Origin of the sequence: Mesorhizobium montanum (assembly GCF_033977145.1) — a bacterium.
Lineage (GTDB): Bacteria > Pseudomonadota > Alphaproteobacteria > Rhizobiales > Rhizobiaceae > Mesorhizobium > Mesorhizobium montanum.
Genome location: NZ_JAVIJF010000021.1, coordinates 1 through 17,234 on the forward strand (window position 1 = coordinate 1; position 17,234 = coordinate 17,234).

Annotated in this window: 12 protein-coding genes; 6 read left to right on the forward strand and 6 right to left on the reverse strand. The window is 64.1% G+C overall.

Features of this window, described 5'->3' with window-relative positions; all coding sequences use genetic code 11:
- Positions 1-159 precede the first annotated feature (159 nt).
- Positions 160-1,455, reverse strand: coding sequence for a lipopolysaccharide biosynthesis protein (locus RFM68_RS25405; protein WP_320235780.1), 1,296 nt, complete (start codon positions 1,453-1,455; stop codon positions 160-162).
- A 201-nt stretch (positions 1,456-1,656) separates the two neighbouring features.
- Here RFM68_RS25405 and RFM68_RS25410 point away from each other — a divergent pair, with 201 nt between their 5' ends.
- From RFM68_RS25410 to RFM68_RS25425, 4 genes are all read left to right on the forward strand, one after another.
- Positions 1,657-4,104, forward strand: coding sequence for a GumC family protein (locus RFM68_RS25410; RefSeq protein WP_320235781.1), 2,448 nt, complete (start codon positions 1,657-1,659; stop codon positions 4,102-4,104).
- Positions 4,105-4,298: 194 nt separating this feature from the next.
- On the forward strand, positions 4,299-5,198 hold the full coding sequence (folD, locus tag RFM68_RS25415; protein WP_320235782.1) for a bifunctional methylenetetrahydrofolate dehydrogenase/methenyltetrahydrofolate cyclohydrolase FolD: 900 nt from the start codon (positions 4,299-4,301) through the stop codon (positions 5,196-5,198).
- A 16-nt stretch (positions 5,199-5,214) separates the two neighbouring features.
- On the forward strand, positions 5,215-6,213 hold the full coding sequence (locus tag RFM68_RS25420; protein ID WP_320235783.1) for a GlxA family transcriptional regulator: 999 nt from the start codon (positions 5,215-5,217) through the stop codon (positions 6,211-6,213).
- Between the two features lie 93 nt (positions 6,214-6,306).
- On the forward strand, positions 6,307-7,965 hold the full coding sequence (locus RFM68_RS25425; RefSeq protein WP_320235784.1) for a vWA domain-containing protein: 1,659 nt from the start codon (positions 6,307-6,309) through the stop codon (positions 7,963-7,965).
- A gap of 195 nt (positions 7,966-8,160) precedes the next feature.
- Here RFM68_RS25425 and edd read toward each other — a convergent pair whose 3' ends face one another.
- From edd to zwf, 3 genes are read right to left on the reverse strand one after another with little or no spacing between them, the layout of a single operon-like run.
- Complete coding sequence (gene edd / locus RFM68_RS25430; RefSeq protein ID WP_320235785.1) at positions 8,161-9,984, reverse strand: phosphogluconate dehydratase; 1,824 nt, start codon at positions 9,982-9,984, stop codon at positions 8,161-8,163.
- A 60-nt stretch (positions 9,985-10,044) separates the two neighbouring features.
- Positions 10,045-10,761: a 6-phosphogluconolactonase gene (pgl, locus tag RFM68_RS25435; protein WP_320235786.1), complete on the reverse strand. Its 717-nt coding sequence runs from the start codon at positions 10,759-10,761 to the stop codon at positions 10,045-10,047.
- Positions 10,743-12,212, reverse strand: coding sequence for a glucose-6-phosphate dehydrogenase (gene zwf / locus RFM68_RS25440; protein ID WP_320235787.1), 1,470 nt, complete (start codon positions 12,210-12,212; stop codon positions 10,743-10,745). The genes pgl and zwf overlap by 19 nt, the downstream gene beginning before the upstream one ends.
- A 398-nt stretch (positions 12,213-12,610) precedes the next feature.
- Between zwf and RFM68_RS25445 the strand changes: the two genes are divergently transcribed.
- Both RFM68_RS25445 and RFM68_RS25450 read left to right on the forward strand, forming a co-directional pair.
- Complete coding sequence (locus tag RFM68_RS25445) at positions 12,611-13,357, forward strand: SDR family oxidoreductase (RefSeq protein ID WP_320235901.1); 747 nt, start codon at positions 12,611-12,613, stop codon at positions 13,355-13,357.
- Between the two features lie 136 nt (positions 13,358-13,493).
- Positions 13,494-14,813, forward strand: a complete 1,320-nt coding sequence (locus RFM68_RS25450) for a Mur ligase family protein (RefSeq protein ID WP_320235788.1) — start codon at positions 13,494-13,496, stop codon at positions 14,811-14,813.
- Here RFM68_RS25450 and RFM68_RS25455 read toward each other — a convergent pair.
- Positions 14,797-15,684: an SH3 domain-containing protein gene (locus tag RFM68_RS25455; protein ID WP_320235789.1), complete on the reverse strand. Its 888-nt coding sequence runs from the start codon at positions 15,682-15,684 to the stop codon at positions 14,797-14,799. The genes RFM68_RS25450 and RFM68_RS25455 overlap by 17 nt on opposite strands.
- A gap of 257 nt (positions 15,685-15,941) precedes the next feature.
- Positions 15,942-17,228 (reverse strand): NAD(P)/FAD-dependent oxidoreductase, encoded by a 1,287-nt coding sequence (locus RFM68_RS25460; protein ID WP_320235790.1) that lies wholly within the window; start codon positions 17,226-17,228, stop codon positions 15,942-15,944.
- Positions 17,229-17,234: the final 6 nt, after the last annotated feature.

Consider the following 17,234-nt stretch of genomic DNA (forward strand, 5'->3'; position numbering starts at 1 on the left):
AGGCCAGCGCTCACATATCCGCGCGCAAAAGGCCGGACATATGAGCGCAAGCGATCCGATCAAATCATCTCCAGCCAAAGCCTTGCAAGCAGGGGGCCGTCCACATATGAGCACCGGAAGCGCAGGATGCCGCCATTTGCAGGCCGGCCTCACCTGAATCTAGATAGCTTTCGCAGGCCTGCGCATCGCCGAATAGGTCAGCAGCGTCGAGGCGAGATAAAGCAGCAGGAAGACGATGTTGAGCGACAGCACCAGATTGGCCATGTCGGGGATCGTCGTCAGCACATAGGTGAGCAGCACCGCCTTCAAGCCGGCGAGCAGGCCGAGATTGATCGCCCGCACCGCCGTCTGGCCGCGCGCGAAGAGCAGCTCGGCCTGGTATTCGACGAGGTTGCGCAGTCCCGGCACGCAGACCGCCAGCGCGACCAGCGGCGCTGCCTCGGCGACATTCTTGCCGAGCGCGTTCGGGAAGAAGTGCAGCACGATGCCGAGCGACACCAGCGCCAGGGTCGAGACCAGGAACACGCCGCCTTCGATGCCGCTCTTGACCGCCAGCCGCGACAGAAGCTCCGGCGCCCGCATCATGCGCTGCACCAGCATCATCGAGAAGGTGCGGATCGGGATCGCGGTGAGGTCGACCAGCCGCATGATGATGGCGTAGATGCCAGCCAGATGCGGTCCGCCGATCGACAGCACCAGGAGCTTGTCGAACTCCATCTGCAGGTAGAACAGCACTTCGGATCCGGCGACGTAGAGGGAATCGGCGAGCCGCCTGAAATAAAGCTCGGCGCGCAGCCTCAGCCGTTGGCGCGGATAGAAGAAGGCGAAGGCGACGACGAGCGAGGCAGCGTTGGCGCCGATATAATACTGCGACCAGGCGCCGATCGTGTGCTGCGCGCCAAGCATGAACAGGATCGCGCCGACTGCCCTGAGCGCCGTCGCCAGGATGGCGAGCACCGCCGCCCGCCCGAATTTGCCGAGCCCGTTGTTGACGATCAGCGCCACTTCGACCGGCCGCCACAAAAGCGCTTCGGCAAAGACGACCGCGGCGTAGGCCGACAGCGGCACGGTGCCGGCAAAGAAGATCAGGTAGACGACATAGGACGCGGCGGCGAGGAACGGCAGCGACAACAGGCTAAGAAGCAGGAACCCGGCAGTGAAGGTGCCGATCAGGTTGGGACGGATCGTGGCGGTGCGGTAGAGCGCCGAGATGAAGCCGAAAGCGAGGATGCGCGACAGCATGATGCCGGCGGCCGAAGCTGTCGCGAACATGCCGAACTCGGCGATCGAAAGCGTGTTGGCCAAAGCGATGAAATAGGCCAGCGAGAACACCAGCCGGCCGCCGGCGCCGCTGATCGCCGAGAAATAATCGAATACCAGCTTCCGGCGCGTGGCCACGAAGTGGCCGATCCGCGCGAAAGTCCGCCTTTGCGGCATGTCGCTGGCCTGGGTCATATCCGGGGCGATAGATAGGCTGGAAAGTTTAACGCGGCGTTCTGGCGGCCGCCTCGGCGGCGCCGAAATGCCGCGAACAAGGCGAGAAACTGTGTCCGCCATGGCGCAAAATTAACCTTTTGTTTCCTATGCCTGTTTAGCGTGGCTTAACGATTGGCCGATCCGCCGCTCCCAAGCCGCCAAAGAGTAAGTTCCAGGACAATGGTCGACAGGGATAACCGTGATGACTGGAGGCGCGAGCGCTCTCTGCTCGCGCTCGGCCAGGCTATGCGTGGCGAGGACAACACGGTTTCAATCGGCGACCGGGCCGACTCTTCATGGCGCGAGGACGCCGCCGCGCGCCATCGCGCCGCGCGTTCCAAACGCGAGGGGAAGGCGAACCCGCAGCCCGTCGATACCGACGGACTTGGCCACGAACCGGCCCAACTGAATTCGGATGCGGTCGACACCGAGGACGACTGGACCGGAAGAAAGCGGCCCGATTCGCTCAGCCAGGGCCATGAGGCCCCGGAGGCGAGCCATCGGCAACAAGCCGCGCCTGAACCTCGTTATACAAGCCGGCCACCCGCCGGCGACGATTACCAGGAATGGAAACCGCTGATCGACCCGATGCAGGTCATTCGCGGCGTTACGCGATCCAAAGCGCTGATCCTGTCGACGACGATCCTGGGCGCCGCCCTCGGCGTCGCCATCGCGCTTTCGACGCCGAAGAAATATGAGGCGACCACCGATGTCATCGTCGACCCGCGCGACCTCAAGCTCACCGATCGCGACCTGACGCAGAACGTGGTCGCCTCGGACGCGACGCTCGCCATCGTCGAGAACCAGGTTCGCATCCTGACTTCGGGCACCGTTCTCAACAAGGTCGTCACGGATCTCAACCTCACCAATGACCCTGAATTCAACGGTCAGGGCACGGGCGGCATCGGCCTGATGTCGACGCTTCGCTCGATCCTGTCGCGGCAGGATGCAGGCCCCGCCGACGAAGCCCGCCGGCGCGCGCTGGCGGTCGGCAATCTGGCGGACAGTCTCGACGTCGAGCGTGGCGGCAAGACCTTTGTGGTCTCGGTCAGCGCCACCACGCAGAACGCCGAAAAATCCGCCCTGATCGCCAACACCATGGTCAAGGCGTTCAAGCAGATTTCCAGCGAGATCCAATCGAACACGGCGGGCCGCGCCAATGACGAGCTCACCTCCAGGCTCGACGAATTGCGCAAGGGCGTCGAGACCGCCGAACGCCAGGTCGAGGATTTCAGGGCGACGCACGACCTCGTCGACGCGCAGGGCCACCTGATCAGCGACGACCAGATGCTGAAGCTCAACGAGCAGCTTTCCATCGCCCGCGCCCGCACGCTCGAGCTCAACGCGCGCGCCGCCTCGGCACGCTCGTTGAACGTCAATTCGATCCTTAGCGGCACCTTGCCCGAGGAAATCAACTCCAACATGATGAGCGAGTTGCGTTCGCAATATGCGGCGCTGAAGCAGGAGGCCGACCGCGCCGAGGTCAAGCTCGGGCCGCGCCATCCGGAGATCGAGGCGCTCAACGCTCAGCTTGCCGGGGCGCGCGAGCGCATCAGCGCCGAACTGCAACGCATCGCTTCCTCGCTACAGGTCGACCTGAAGCGCTCCGTCCAACTCGAACAGGATCTTTCGTCGCGCCTGGCGCAGGCCAAGGTGCAGAGCGGCGACGTCAACAACAACCTGGTTTCGCTGCGCGAACTGGAGCGCGAGGCGGCCGCCAAGCGTTCCGTCTACGAGCAGTTCCTGCTGCGTGCCAAGGAAACCGGCGAGCAGAAGGACATCAATACCGCCAACATCAGCGTCATTTCGGATGCCTATGCGCCGCTGCAAGCCAAGGGTCCTTCGCGTGCGGTGATGGCCGTGGCTGGCCTTTTCGCCGGCCTGTTCGCAGGCATCGGCCTCGGTGCGCTGCGCGGTATCCTTGCCAGCCTGCGCGAGACCGCCGACGTCCGCTCGCGCCGCGGGGTCGATGTGCGTGCTCCCGCGATGGAGAACAATTCCAACCGGGCCGCTCCGCCGCCGGCGCCGACATCGCTCGTTCCGCCGCCGGTCTCGCCGGTCGCTCCACCGCCGGCCTCGTCTTTCACACCGCCGCCTCCGGCTCCGTCTTTCGCGCCGCCGCCTGCGTCACCCCCGGCCCCACCTCCGGCGACGGCGGCTGCGCCGCCTCCGACCCAATCCGTCGCACGACCAGCGACGCAGGACAATGACGCCGGCCGTCCGGGGCTTTTCGGCTCGCTGGCCTCTGCGGTTCGCTATTTCGTGCGGCGCGAGCCGGCTGAAACGGCCGACTTGGACACCGTTCCGCCCGAAAGCGCCTGGCGCGCGCCCAGCCGGGAGGAGCGTTATACTCAGGCTGAGACATCGGTGCGGGAGAATTTCCAGCCGCCCTACGAGCACGGCTATTCCCGTTCGTATCGGCCGGACCATACGCGGACCGATCCCCACGAGGATGATTATCCGCCGTCGCCGGCATCCTATCATCCGCAGTCGCCGATCCCGGACGAGGCTCGCCAGTCGTCCACTGACCAGCAGGGCCAGATCGACGACATCCGCGCCAGCCTGCGCGAATTCCGCGAGGCGGTGCGCGAGCTGACCGAAAGCCGCGCGCGCCGCCGCTATTTCTAAACCACTCGACCTTCGATAAAAGCGACCGGTTTCGGGTTTACGGCATCCGACGACGCTTTGACGGGATTGCCTTGTCGAATTTTCGTGAAGATGCCGCGCGGCATCTCGACCGTCCACGCTCTGCGTCGGCGGATCGAGATGCCGGAATGAGGCATGGGGCAGGCATCGATGCGGCCTTAAAACGGGAGTTCGTGATGACCGAAGTGATCGACGGAAAGCGTGTCGCCGAGGATGTGGTTTCGAAGGTCAAGGCGCTGACGTCGGAGCTTTCGGCCAAGGGCGCCACCAAGCCCGGTCTGGCGGTGGTCATTGTCGGCGAGGATCCCGCAAGCCAGGTCTATGTCGCCTCGAAATCGCGCACCGCCAAGGAATGCGGCTTCCATTCGCTCCAGCACACTCTGCCGGCCGACACCACCGAGGAGCAATTGCTGAAGATCATCGGCGACCTCAACGCCGATGCGTCCATCCACGGCATCCTCGTGCAGCTGCCGCTTCCGGGCCATATCGACGCCGGCAAGGTCATCCAGACGATCGCGCCGGAAAAGGATGTCGACGGCTTCCACTTCATCAATGTCGGCAAGCTCGGCACCGGCGAGCTCGAGACGGCCTTCGTGCCCTGCACGCCGGCGGGCTCCATGCTTCTGATCGAGCGCGTGCGCGGCAAGGACCTGTCCGGCCTCAACGCCGTCGTCGTCGGCCGCTCCAACATCGTCGGCAAGCCGATGGCCAATCTGCTGCTCGCCGCCAACTGCACGGTGACCATCGCCCACAGCCGCACCAGGGACCTGCCGGCGCTTGCCCGCACCGCCGATATCCTGGTCGCCGCCGTCGGTCGCCCGGAGATGGTCAAGGGCGATTGGGTGAAGCCCGGCGCGACCGTGATCGACGTCGGGATCAACCGCATCCCGGCGCCCGAAAAGGGCGAAGGCAAGAGCCGCCTGGTCGGCGACGTCGCCTATGTCGAGGCAGCCAAGAATGCTGGCGCCATCACACCGGTCCCCGGCGGCGTCGGACCGATGACCATTGCCATGCTGATGGCGAACACTGTAGCTTCCGCCTACCTCGCGGCCGGGTTGAAGCGGCCATCCTTCTGACCGGAAAGCAGCATCCTTGCCGAACCTGATTGCCCCCGTCGAGCGGCCGATCACGAACGATCCCGTTCAGGGCGGCCGTCAGTTCGGCTTCCTGCTGGTCGACAAATTCTCGATGTTCTCGCTGGCGGCGGCCATTGACTGCTTCCGCTCGGCGAACCGCCTGCTCGGCCGCGATTTCTATGGCTGGACGACGATTTCGGCCGATGGCGACGCGGTGATGGCCTCGAACGGCCTGCCGCTGAAGATCGACTACTCCGTCGCCGACATGCCGCCGGTCGACATCCTGTTCGCTTCGGTCGGCCTCACCACCGAATTCCCCGGCAAGAGCAAGGTGCTGGCCGCGCTGCGCAGCTGGGGCCGGCGCGGCAATGCGCTCGGCGCGCTGTCGGTCGGCTCCTATCTGCTAGCCGAGGCCGGGCAGCTCGACGGCTATCGCTGCACCATCCATTGGGAGAACCGCGCCGGCTTCATGGAGCGCTTTCCCGACATCAACTGCACCGGCAACGTGTTCGAGATCGACCGCAAGCGTTACACCTGCGCCGGTGGAACCACCTCGATCGACCTGATGTTGGAGATCGTGCGCGGTGATTTCGGTTCCAACCTTGCCAACGGCGTTGCCAACCAGTTCCAGCACGAGCGTATCCGCTCGGCCGGCGACCGTCAGCGTGTCGGCCCGGAGCGGGACCTCACCGGCAAGTCGGAGAAGCTCAGGCGCATCGTCGAATTGATGGCCGACCATCTCGACGAGCCGCTATCTGCGGTGCAACTCGCCAAGTCGGCCGGCCTTTCGGTGCGCCAGGTCGAGCGTCTGTTCCTGCGCCACCTCAGCGTGACGCCCGGCCGCTACTACATGCGGCTGAGGCTGGAAAGGGCGCGCGAATTGCTGCGCCAGACCAACATGCCGATCCTCGATGTGGCGATCGCCACCGGCTTCACCTCGCATTCCTATTTCGCGCAGAGCTATCGGCTGCAGTTCGGCCGGCCGCCATCGGAAGAGCGCCGCACCACCTACTGAGCGGTCCGCTTTTCGTCCTCCATCAGGCTTGTCTCCCAAGGCCGCGTCAAATAGCTTTCCCGGCGCGGACGAGGGATCCATCAGGAGATTTCCATGGCGGGACTGGCACGGGGCGTCGCTGCGGCGATCCTCCTTTTGTCGATGACCACCTTTGGCTTTGCCGCCAACAAGGTCATCATCATCCTCGATGCATCGGGCTCCATGTGGGCCCAGATCGATGGCAAGCCGAAACTGGAGATCGCGCGCGAATCGCTGCGCACGGTGCTGCAGTCGGTTCCGACCGACGACGAGATCGGCTTCATGGCCTACGGCCATCGCACCAAGGGCAGTTGCGACGACATCGAGCTGATCGTGCCGCCGCAGGCGGGTTCGGCCAGCGCGATTTCGTCCGCCGCCGACAGCATGAAATTCCTCGGCAAGACACCGCTGACGTCCGCAGTCAAGCAGGCCGCCGAAGCGCTGAAATACACAGAGGACAAGGCAACCGTCGTCCTCATTACGGACGGGCTTGAGACGTGCGGCGGCGACCCTTGCGCGCTCGGCAAGGAACTCAAGGCCTCGGGCGTCGATTTCACCGCCGATGTCGTCGGTTTCGGCCTGACCGCCGATGAAGGCAAGCAGATCGCCTGCCTGGCCGAAAACACCGGCGGCAAATACATCCAGGCTTCGGACGAGAAGGCGCTGCAGGAAGCGCTGGTCGAGACGGTGGCCGCGCCGGCTCCGGCGCCCGAGCCTGCTCCGGCCCCCGCGCCTGCGCCTGAATCCGCCAAGCCGGAATTCAATTTCATGCCGAGCGTGGTCTTGGCCGAAGGCGGCGATCCAATCACCGACGGCAACGCGTGGGAGATATACAAGGCCAAGTCGGACGGCACGCGCGGGGATTCCGTCACCACCGAATATGGGACCTACAAGGGCAATCTGGAGCCGGGCGATTACATTGTCGCCGCTCGTGACGGTGAGGCCAGATCCGAGCAGACCATCAAGATTGAGGCGGGGCAGGCCTACAAGCCTCTGTTCACGCTGAATGCCGGCACGCTCATCATCCACCCGCGCCCAAGCGAAGGTGCGGACGTTATCGATGGCGCTGCCGTCGTGATCGATTATCCGGGCGCCGATCAGCCCGCAACCTACTACGGGACCACGAAAGTCGTGCTTCCGGCCGGCGACGAGAAAGTCACTGTGACGATCGGGCAGGGCGTGGCGACCGCAACAATCCCACTCGCAGCCGGCAAGACCGAGGAAAGGGACATCATCGCCGGCGTCGGACATGTCGTTGCCAACGCCTATTACACTGCCGGCGGCGACAAGGCGGACGCTTCGGGGATCGGCTTCAAGGTCGTCAAGGCGAAAAAGAAGATTGACGGAACCAGGGAAGAGGTGGCCTACGCCTATGGCCCCGACAGCAAGTTCGATCTGCCGCCCGACGACTACGTGTTGATCTCGACAGTCGATCTCGCCGTCATCGAGCAACCGTTCAGCGTCAAGGTTGGCGAATCTCAGGATGTGAAGGCTGCCCTGAATGCCGGCGTGCTGGCGATCACCGCGCCCGGTGCTTCGAAGATCGAGATTTTCGAGATGGAGAAGGACATCAACGGCAATCGCAAGTCGCTGGGCTACGCATACGACCAGAAGTACCAGGCGGCGATACCAGCGGGGGACTACACCGTCGTCTCGGAGAAATCGGACAACAGCTCGAAGGAAGGCACCGTGACGGTCAAGGCCGGCGCGCGGGCCGAGCTGACCGTGCAATAGAGCAATTCCAGGAAAAGTGTGGGCGGTTTAGGCTCGGCGACTTCGCCGTAGCCTTCCGTTCGGAATTGCGTCAAAACAAAGAGATAGAGCGGTTCGCCGTTTCCGTGAAACGGTGAAACGCTCTAGGATCGCATGGGCGAACGCAAAAAGGGCGGCCACGAGCCGCCCTTTTTCATGAGGAGGAGGAGACCTCCTTCAGGCGCTGCCGAACGCGGCGGCGCCGTGGTCGGCGCGGCCGACCAGTTGCCGGAAGCCGGCGAACAGCTCGCGACCGAAGCCGAACTCGTTGCCGATGAGGTCGGCGTCCGCCGTGCGGCGCAGCGCGAATTCCGTTCCCGGCACCAGAACTTCCAGTGTGCCGGCATCGGCGTCAAGGCGGATGACGTCGCCGTCATGGATTCTGGCGATCGGTCCGTCCTCGACCGCTTCCGGCGTCACATGGATCGCCGCCGGCACCTTGCCGGAAGCGCCCGACATGCGCCCGTCGGTCACCAGCGCCACGCGCTGGCCGCGATCCTGCAGGATGCCGAGCACGGTGGTCAGCTTGTGCAGTTCCGGCATGCCGTTGGCCTTCGGCCCCTGGAACCGGATGACGGCAATGAAATCACCGGTCAGTGTGCCGGCCTTGAAGGCGTCGTTCAGCCCCTGCTGGCTGTCGAACACCTTGGCCGGCGCCTCGATGACGCGCCGCTCGGGTTTCACTGCCGAGGTCTTGATGACGGCGTGGCCGAGATTGCCGCCGAGCACTTTCAGGCCGCCCGTCGCCTGGAAGGCTTGCTTGAACGGCGCCAGAACCTTCTCGTCGCCGCTCTGCAGAGGCGCCGCTTCGCGCACGACACCGCCGTCGTCACCAAGCCTCGCCTCGACCGCGTAGGGCCGCAGGCCTTCGCCCCACACCGTCTGCACGTCTTCGTGAAGCAGGCCTTCGTCGAGCAGCTCGCGGATAAGGAAGCCAAGCCCGCCGGCGGCATGAAAATGGTTCACGTCGGCAAGCCCGTTCGGATAGACGCGCGCCAAGAGCGGCACGGCCTCCGACAGGTCGGAAATGTCCTGCCAGGTCAGCGCGATACCCGCCGCGGCAGCCATCGCGATCAGGTGGATGGTGTGGTTGGTCGAGCCGCCGGTGGCGTGCAGGCCGACGACGCCGTTGACGATCGAGCGCTCGTCGATCATGCGCCCGACCGGCGTATAGGCGTTGCCGAGCGCGGCGATCGCCAGCGCCCGCTTAGCCGCTTCCCTGGTCAGCGCATCGCGCAGCGGCGTGCCTGGATTGACGAAGGAGGCGCCCGGTGTGTGCAGGCCCATGATCTCCATTAGCATCTGGTTGGAGTTGGCGGTGCCGTAGAAGGTGCAGGTGCCCGGCCCGTGATAGGATTTGGATTCCGCCTCGAGCAGTTCGGCGCGGCCGACCTTGCCCTCGGCATAGAGCTGGCGGACCTTGGCCTTCTCGTCATTCGCCAGTCCGGTCGTCATCGGTCCGGCCGGGATGAAGACGGCCGGCAGGTGGCCGAAGGTGAGCGCCGCGATCACCAGCCCGGGCACGATCTTGTCGCAGACGCCGAGGAAGACTGCCGCGTCGAACATGTTGTGCGACAGGCCGATCGCCGCCGCCATCGCGATCACGTCGCGCGAAAACAGCGACAGTTCCATGCCCGGCTGGCCTTGGGTGACGCCGTCGCACATCGCCGGCACGCCGCCGGCCACCTGGGCGATGCCGCCCGCCTCGCGCGCCGCTTCCTTGATCAGCGCCGGGAACGTCTCGAAAGGCTGATGCGCCGACAGCATGTCGTTGTAGGAGGTGATGATGCCGAGGTTCGGCACGCGGTCGCCGCCGAGCGCGATCTTTTCCGATGGGCTGCACACGGCAAAGCCATGGGCAAGGTTGCCGCAACCCAGAACCGCGCGGTTGGCGGTGCGGCTGGACGCCTCCGCGATTCGGCTCAGATAGGCTTCGCGGCCGACTTTCGAACGTTGGCGGATGCGTTCCGTGATGGCTTCGATATCGCGTCTGGCTGTCATGGTCCGTCCTTTCGAGCCTGGCTACGTCCTCCCAACGCCGTCGGGGCCGTCATGTTGCAATCAGGGTGCCCAGAACACCTCTATCGGTCTCGGCGCCGCCTCGATCACTCTGCGGATGGGCTTTTTCGCGCCAGACCCCATCGCGCCGTCAAAAGCGGTGCGCTTGTCGTCGCCTTCGATGTGCAGCGCGACGAAGCCGGCGGCGACGATGCGCGCCATCGACAGCGTGAGCCGGGGCTCGCCGCCACTTGCCGCGTGCACCGGCAGCACGATCCGCCGCGAGGCAGGGTCGAGCAATTCGCCAAGGTTGCCTGCGTCGGAAAAGAACGAGGCCGTGTGGCCATCGCCGCCCATGCCGAGGATGACCACGTCGAGCGGCCAGGGCAGCGACCGCAGCGCTTCGCTGTCCGCCGCCGCAGCGTCCTCGATGCTTGCCGCCTCATGGTAGAGCGGCACGAAGCGCGCCGCCGCGGCCTCGTTCTGGAGCAGGTTCGCCGCCACCAGCCCGGCATTCGAGCGCGGCGAGGACGGCGGCACGAAGCGTTCGTCGACCAGCGTCACGGTGACCTTGTCCCAGGCGATTGGAGTGGTCGACAGCATCGCGAACAACTTCGCCGGTGTGGTGCCGCCGGACACCGCGAGCAGCGCACTGCCGCGTTCCGCGATGGCGCCGGTCAGCCGGTCGGCAATCTGTCCGGCAAGCGCCGTCGCCAGCTCCCGGCGATCGGCAAAGCCGTTCCAGCTGAAGCGGGCCGCGGTCAATTGCTCTCGTGCCATGTCCGTCCGTCACGTTCGATCAGCGCGATGGAAGCTGACGGTCCCCAGGTTCCGGCCGTATAGCCTTGAGCTTCCTGCCGGGCGCTTTCCCAAGCGTTCTGGATCGGGTCGATCCATTTCCATGCCGCCTCGACTTCGTCGCGGCGCATGAACAGGGTCTGGTTGCCGCGCACCACATCCATGATCAGCCGCTCATACGCGTCCGGCGCGCGCCCGTCGAAGGACTGCGCGAAGCTCATGTCGAGCGAGATCTGGCGCAAACGCATGCCGCCCGGTCCCGGATCCTTGATCATGATGTATTGCTTGACGCCTTCGTCCGGCTGCAGCCGGATCACCAGCTGGTTGGCGAAGATCGGCCCGGCGCTCTCGCCGAAGATCGAATAGGGGATCGGCTTGAACTCGATGACGATTTCCGAGACGCGCGTGGCAAGCCGCTTGCCGGTTCTGAGATAGAAGGGAACGCCGGCCCAGCGCCAGTTGCCGATCTCGGCCTTGATGGCGACGAAAGTCTCGGTGTCGCTGCCCTTGCCGAGCTCGTCGACATAGCCCTTGACCGGACCCCCCGCCGAAGCGCCGGCGCGATACTGGCCGCGCACCGTATGCTTGGGCGCCTCATTGCCGTTGATGCGCTTCAGCGCCCTCAGCACCTTGAGCTTCTCGTCGCGAACGGCGTCGGCATCCATCGAGGACGGCGTCTCCATGGCGACGAGGCAAAGCAGCTGCAGCATGTGGTTCTGCACCATGTCGCGCAGCGCGCCGGCCTTGTCGTAATAGGTGACGCGGTCTTCGAGGCCGACCGTTTCGGCCACGGTGATCTGCACGTGGTCGATCTGCGCCGAGTTCCACAGCGGCTCGTAAAGCGCATTGGCGAAGCGCAGCGCCATCAGGTTCTGCACCGTCTCCTTGCCGAGATAGTGATCGATGCGGAAAATCTGGCTTTCGTCGAAGTCGTCGCCGACCGCGTCGTTGAGCGCACGCGCCGAGGCAAGGTCGCGGCCGATCGGCTTTTCCAGCACGATGCGCGAGTTCGGCGTGATCAGCTTGTGCTGCTTGAGCTGGTGCGAGATGTCGCCGAACAGCGCCGGCGCCACCGCGAGATAGAAGGCGCGGATGCGGTCCCCGTCGCCGATCTCTTTCTTCAGTTTGTCGAAGCCGGCGCCGGACGTGGCGTCGGCCGGCACGTAGGAAAGCCGAGCAAGGAACGTCTCCAATTCCTTCGGGTCGATGTCGGCCGGCTTCACATGATCGGATATCGCTTGCTTGGCGAAGGCTTGGAACTCGGCATCGCTCATCTTGGAGCGAGACGTGCCGATGATGCGCGTCGGCTCGGAGAACTGATGGTCGCACTGGCGATAGTAGAGAGAGGGCAGGAGCTTGCGTTCCGACAGGTCGCCGGTGCCGCCGAAGATGATGAAGTCGAAGGGATCGACAGGGATGATCTGGCTGGTCATGGTCAGTCCGAATTGATGCTGGATGCCGGCAGCGTGGTTGGTATTATTCTAATCGATTTAAATTTTCCAGTGCCATGGTGTCACATGTGAGGACCAATCGCTGGCTATTGCATCGGCCCACATGTTTCCCGACACTCGTGCCGCCGGCAGGCCATGGCTTCCGGAAGCGTTCGCAACCGCACCATAGAACGCGAATGTGACGAAAGCTAATGCATGTCTCCCGGACGTGTGCAGCGGTTCCGGGGCAACGACATGCATCAAAACAAAGACTCAAAGCGGGTCGCCTGAATCCGTTTCAGCGCGACGCGCTTTAAGCTGATATTGCCGGGCGCATAGTGCGCCGGGCTGCGGGTCGAAAGTCAATTCAAAACTTCGGAAATCCAATGAGCGGGAAAACCATGCGTCTGGAAAACAAGGTCGCCATCATCACCGGCGCCGCGTCGGGTTTCGGCGAGGGCATGGCGAAGCGCTTTGCCGAAGAGGGAGCGCGCGTGGTCGTCGCCGACCTCAACGCCAAGGGCGCCGAACGGGTGGCCGAAGAGATCGGCAACAACGCGATCTGGACGCAGACCGACGTCTCCCTGCGCTCCGAATTCGACGAGATGATCTATGCCGCCAAGAGCGCCTTCGGCCGCGTCGACATCATGGTCAACAATGCCGGTTTCACCCACCGCAATGGCGACATGCTCGGCGTCGATGAGGAAACTTTCGACCTGATCACCGCCGTCAACATGAAGGCGATCTACCATGCGGCGCTTGCCGTCGTGCCGATCATGGACCGGCAGGGCGGCGGCGTCATCCTGACCACGGCCTCGACGGCCGGGCTTAGGCCGCGGCCGGGCCTGACATGGTACAATGCCTCCAAGGGCTGGGCGATCACCGCCACCAAGTCGATGGCCGTCGAACTGGCGCCGAAGAACATCCGCGTCAACTGCCTTTGCCCGGTCGCCGGCGAAACCGGCATGCTGGAGAAATTCATGGGTGCCGACACGCCTCAGATCCGCGAAAAATTCCGCGCCTCGATCCCGCTCGGCCGGCTCTCGACACCGCTCGATATCGCCAACGCGGCGCTCTGGCTGGCCTCGGATGAAGCCGCCTTCATCACCGGCGTGGCGCTGGAGGTCGACGGCGGCCGCTGTATCTGAGCCGCTTCATGAAGCACATCGCGGCTCTTCGTTCATGGTTGCAGTGAACGGATGGATTGACCCTGTCAGGCCGAGTCCCGGTTTGACTTCATGGTTCGTCGAAAGGATAACGGATCGGGGGTAGGGAAACTGGCGGGTGGTTAAGGTCAGGCTGGGTGAAATTCGCAACGATCTCGGCCGGCGATTGCGCCGTTATCGGGCGGAGCGAGCGCGTGCGCGAAGCAAGGCGACCTTGATCGGCATAACCGGCAGCTCCGGCAAATCGACGGCAACCAGCTTGCTTGGACATATCCTGGCCAGTCACGGCACGGTCCATACGCAGGTTCTTGCCAACACGCTCAAGGCGCTTGTGCGCACGCTCTACAAGCGGATGAAATACACGGGCAAGGTCGACTACGTACTCTTCGAAGCCGGCGCGTATGAGCCCGGCTCGATCCGAGGCATGGCGGAACTGCTAAGGCCGGACGTCGCTGTCGTAACGATGGTCAGGCTGGAGCATATCGCTCAATTCCGGACCTTGGATGGTGTCGCTCAGGAAAAGAAAGCGCTGGTTGACGCCTTGTCGCCGGGCGGGCTCGCTATCTTGAATGCCGATGACCGGTATGTGCTCGACATGGCTTCGGGCGCAAGGGGCCGTATCGTGACTTTCGGCCAGTCGGAGGCCGCCGACTATCGCGTGGCGGACGTCCACGCCGCTTATCCGGACCTGCTCGGATTTTCGCTTCGCTGGCACGGTGGCGCTATAGACATACAGACACCATTCCCTGGCGAGCACTTCTGGCTGCCGGCCGCCGCCGCCATCGTCACGGCATTGGAACTTGGTGTTCCGCCGGAGAAGGTAGCGGCAAGGACGGCATCCTTCGAACCTCTCGCCAACCGCTGCAAGGTGCTGGTGACCGACGGTGGCCCGCAATTCATCGTCGATGCCGCCAAAGCGCCCTGGCATTCGCTGCACATTGCGCTCGAGATGATGGCCAAGGCGAAGGCCGTCCGCAAACGCATTGTCCTCGGACAGATTTCCGATTACGTCGGTTCGTCGAGAAAGTACGGCACTGCCTATGGCATCGCGCGCGATATCGCTGACGAGGTCATCTACACCGGCGACAATGCGCATCGCTCACGCGCGAGCCAGGCCGACCGTGACGGCGGCCGTTTCCTGGAGATTCGCACTCCGAAAGAAGTCTCGGATCACATCAAGAAGACAGCGATCCCCGGTGAGCTGGTCCTCCTCAAGAGCTCCGGTAATCTTCATCTGGAGAGGATCGCGCTGGCCTGGACGCACGACGTCAGATGCTGGATTCCAGCATGCGGCAAGAAAGAGAGCTGTCAGAGCTGCGGCCTGTATGAAGTGCCGTTCGAGGAACACAAGTCCTTCCTCGCAAATCGCAGGCTTGCGCGCAGAAGACGTCGCTTTGGATGGCTGCTTGGCGGATTGAGTTTCACGCGCCGGTCTTGACGTAGCTTTTGTAGACCCAGCCATGCTTGCCGTTATAGACGATCTCGCACCATTGCTTGCAACTCATCACCTGCACCGATGATTTGGCGGGTATGGTGCCAATCGCGGCGGCGCCCTTCTTCGGCCCCGAGCGCATGGTGACGCCCCTCAAAATGCGTCCGTTCGCGGTCGCGCTCGCTTTTTGAGGTTTCGGCTTGGCCTGGGCCGCGTCGTTCGTCGCTGCCGGCTGCGGATCGGGAACCTGCGGCCTGGCTTCGGGAATGGCCGCGGTTTGGGCGCCATCCATCTTGTCGCCCGGTTTCTTCACGGCCGCCGGCGTCTCGCTCCCGGGTGCGGCAACTTCAGACAGCGCGTTCGAGGCGTCGTTCTCTGCAGCGGGCTCGGCGAAGGCTGTATCGGTTGATTGCGCGGCGCTGGTGTCAGCGGCCTGCTTGGATGGAGCTGGTTGATCCTTGGCCTGGGCCGGCGCGGGCTCGGCGTCGGAAGCCGTCCAGCGCGGGTTGTTCGAGGCCAGCGCCGGAATGCTGGCTTCGCGAGCCGCCGTTGCCGGCGAAACCGCATCCGCCTTGCGCGCGGCCTGCGGCGCCGCCGCCACGGTGACCGCCGCGGCCACCGGTGCGATCTTCGTGGTCTTCACCGGAATTGTCGGAACGGTTTGCTCGGCGCTTGCCGCGGCCACTTGCCTGTCGCCCGGCAGGCACAGCCACAGCGCCACCGCGGCCACGCCGATCAGCGCGGCAGTGCCGATCGCGGCAATGACCAGATGCGCGTTCGACTGCACCTTCTGCCAGAAGGATGGCCGTACGTTATAGCCGAACTGCATTGTAAAGCGCTGCCGTTCCGGCGTGCCGAAACTGAAGGGCTCATTCACTCAAACCACCTCCAACAAGCGGGCCGACGTTCTTTCGATCATTGCCGCTAGGTTTGGCTTAGATCGGCATCGGTCCCGAAATCATTGCGGGCAAGGCCCGCGAAATCCCCGGATTTTCGCCCATGATGGCATCTTTTACTGCTGATTATGGCATGAGTGCGCCATTTTGCGAAATTGTGTGTGTTCGTTAAGGTTTCCACAACCTGCCGCGTGGAAGCCACCCGCGTCGAATCGATGGCTTCTGCCCGGCTGCCAGCTCAAATCCTGTCGCGCAGAGCGAACCAGTTGAGCGCGAGAAACAGGAGCGGCGCTCGCAAACGCCGGCCGCCCGGGAAGGCTGGGATCTTCAGGTCTTCGATCAGCTTCAGGCGATCGCGATTGCCGGCGACGGTCTCGGCATAGAGCTTGCCGAAGAAGTTCGACAGCATGACGCCGTGACCGGAATAGCCGCCCATCGAAATCACCTTCGGCATCACCTCGCGCACGAACGGCTTTCTCGGCACCGTGATGCCGACATAGCCGCCCCAGCCATGCGTGATCTCGACATCCTTCAGCGTCGGATAGAGCTCGGCGATTTGCTTGCGGATGTGGATATGGATGTCCTTCGGATCGTTGACGGCATAGACCTCGCGCCCGCCGAACAGGAGCCTGCCGTCTTTCGATTTGCGGAAATAACGCACCACGAAGCGGGAATCGTCGACCGACTCGCCGCCCGGCAGCACTTTGGAGGCCGCACCCAGCGGCACGGTCGCGCCGATGAAGGAGCCGATCGGCATGATATGCGACGCGCTCACCGGTTCCAGATTGCCGCCATAGGCGTTGACCGCGATCAGGCATTTGTCGGCGGTGATCGTACCCCTGGGCGTCGTGACCTTCACCTTGCCGCCATTGGAAACGATGCCGGTGGACGGCGTCTGCTCGAAGAGATGCGCGCCGGCCGCCACCGCCACTTTCGCCGTGCCGATCACCAGCTTCAGCGGGTGAATGTGCCCGGTGCCGGTATCGCGCGTACCGCCGAAATAACGCGTCGAGCCTAGCCGTTCCGCCGTTTCCGCCGCATCCATGAAGCTGACATGCAGATAGCCGAAGCGGCTCGCCATGATCTCGGCGTGACGCTTGTAGTCGTCGACGTAGCGCTTCTTGTGCGCCACCGAAAGCTGACCCGGCATGTAGTCGATCCCGATGTCGTTGGCGGCGGCGAAGTCAAGCAGATGCGCCTTGGCCTCTTCGGCCAGGTCGAACAGCGCTTTGGCGCGGGAAAGCCCGTATTCGGCCTCGAGCTCCTCCGCCCAGGCGCGCTGGCCGGTGCCGAGCTGGCCGCCATTGCGCCCCGACGCGCCATCGCCGAAGCGGTATGCGTCGATCAGCACGACATTCGTGCCCGCCTTTGCAAGGTGCGCCGCTGCCGAGAGGCCAGTGAAGCCGCCGCCGATGATGACGACATCGCATGCCCGGTCGCCGTCGAGTGCCGGATATTGGGGGCGGGACCCTGCTGTATCTTCGTACCACGACCGGCCCGGGGAAATCGGGGATTGATAGTTCATGATCGG

What these genes read in the sequence shown, in the direction of transcription:
- RFM68_RS25425 (WP_320235784.1), top strand. Translation starts at nt 6,307, where the DNA reads ATGGCGGGACTGGCACGGGGCGTCGCTGCGGCGATCCTCCTTTTGTCG.
- pgl (WP_320235786.1), bottom strand. Translation starts at nt 10,761, where the DNA reads ATGGCACGAGAGCAATTGACCGCGGCCCGCTTCAGCTGGAACGGCTTT.
- zwf (WP_320235787.1), bottom strand. Translation starts at nt 12,212, where the DNA reads ATGACCAGCCAGATCATCCCTGTCGATCCCTTCGACTTCATCATCTTC.
- RFM68_RS25405 (WP_320235780.1), bottom strand. Translation starts at nt 1,455, where the DNA reads ATGACCCAGGCCAGCGACATGCCGCAAAGGCGGACTTTCGCGCGGATC.
- RFM68_RS25445 (WP_320235901.1), top strand. Translation starts at nt 12,611, where the DNA reads ATGCGTCTGGAAAACAAGGTCGCCATCATCACCGGCGCCGCGTCGGGT.
- RFM68_RS25410 (WP_320235781.1), top strand. Translation starts at nt 1,657, where the DNA reads ATGGTCGACAGGGATAACCGTGATGACTGGAGGCGCGAGCGCTCTCTG.
- edd (WP_320235785.1), bottom strand. Translation starts at nt 9,984, where the DNA reads ATGACAGCCAGACGCGATATCGAAGCCATCACGGAACGCATCCGCCAA.
- RFM68_RS25460 (WP_320235790.1), bottom strand. Translation starts at nt 17,228, where the DNA reads ATGAACTATCAATCCCCGATTTCCCCGGGCCGGTCGTGGTACGAAGAT.
- folD (WP_320235782.1), top strand. Translation starts at nt 4,299, where the DNA reads ATGACCGAAGTGATCGACGGAAAGCGTGTCGCCGAGGATGTGGTTTCG.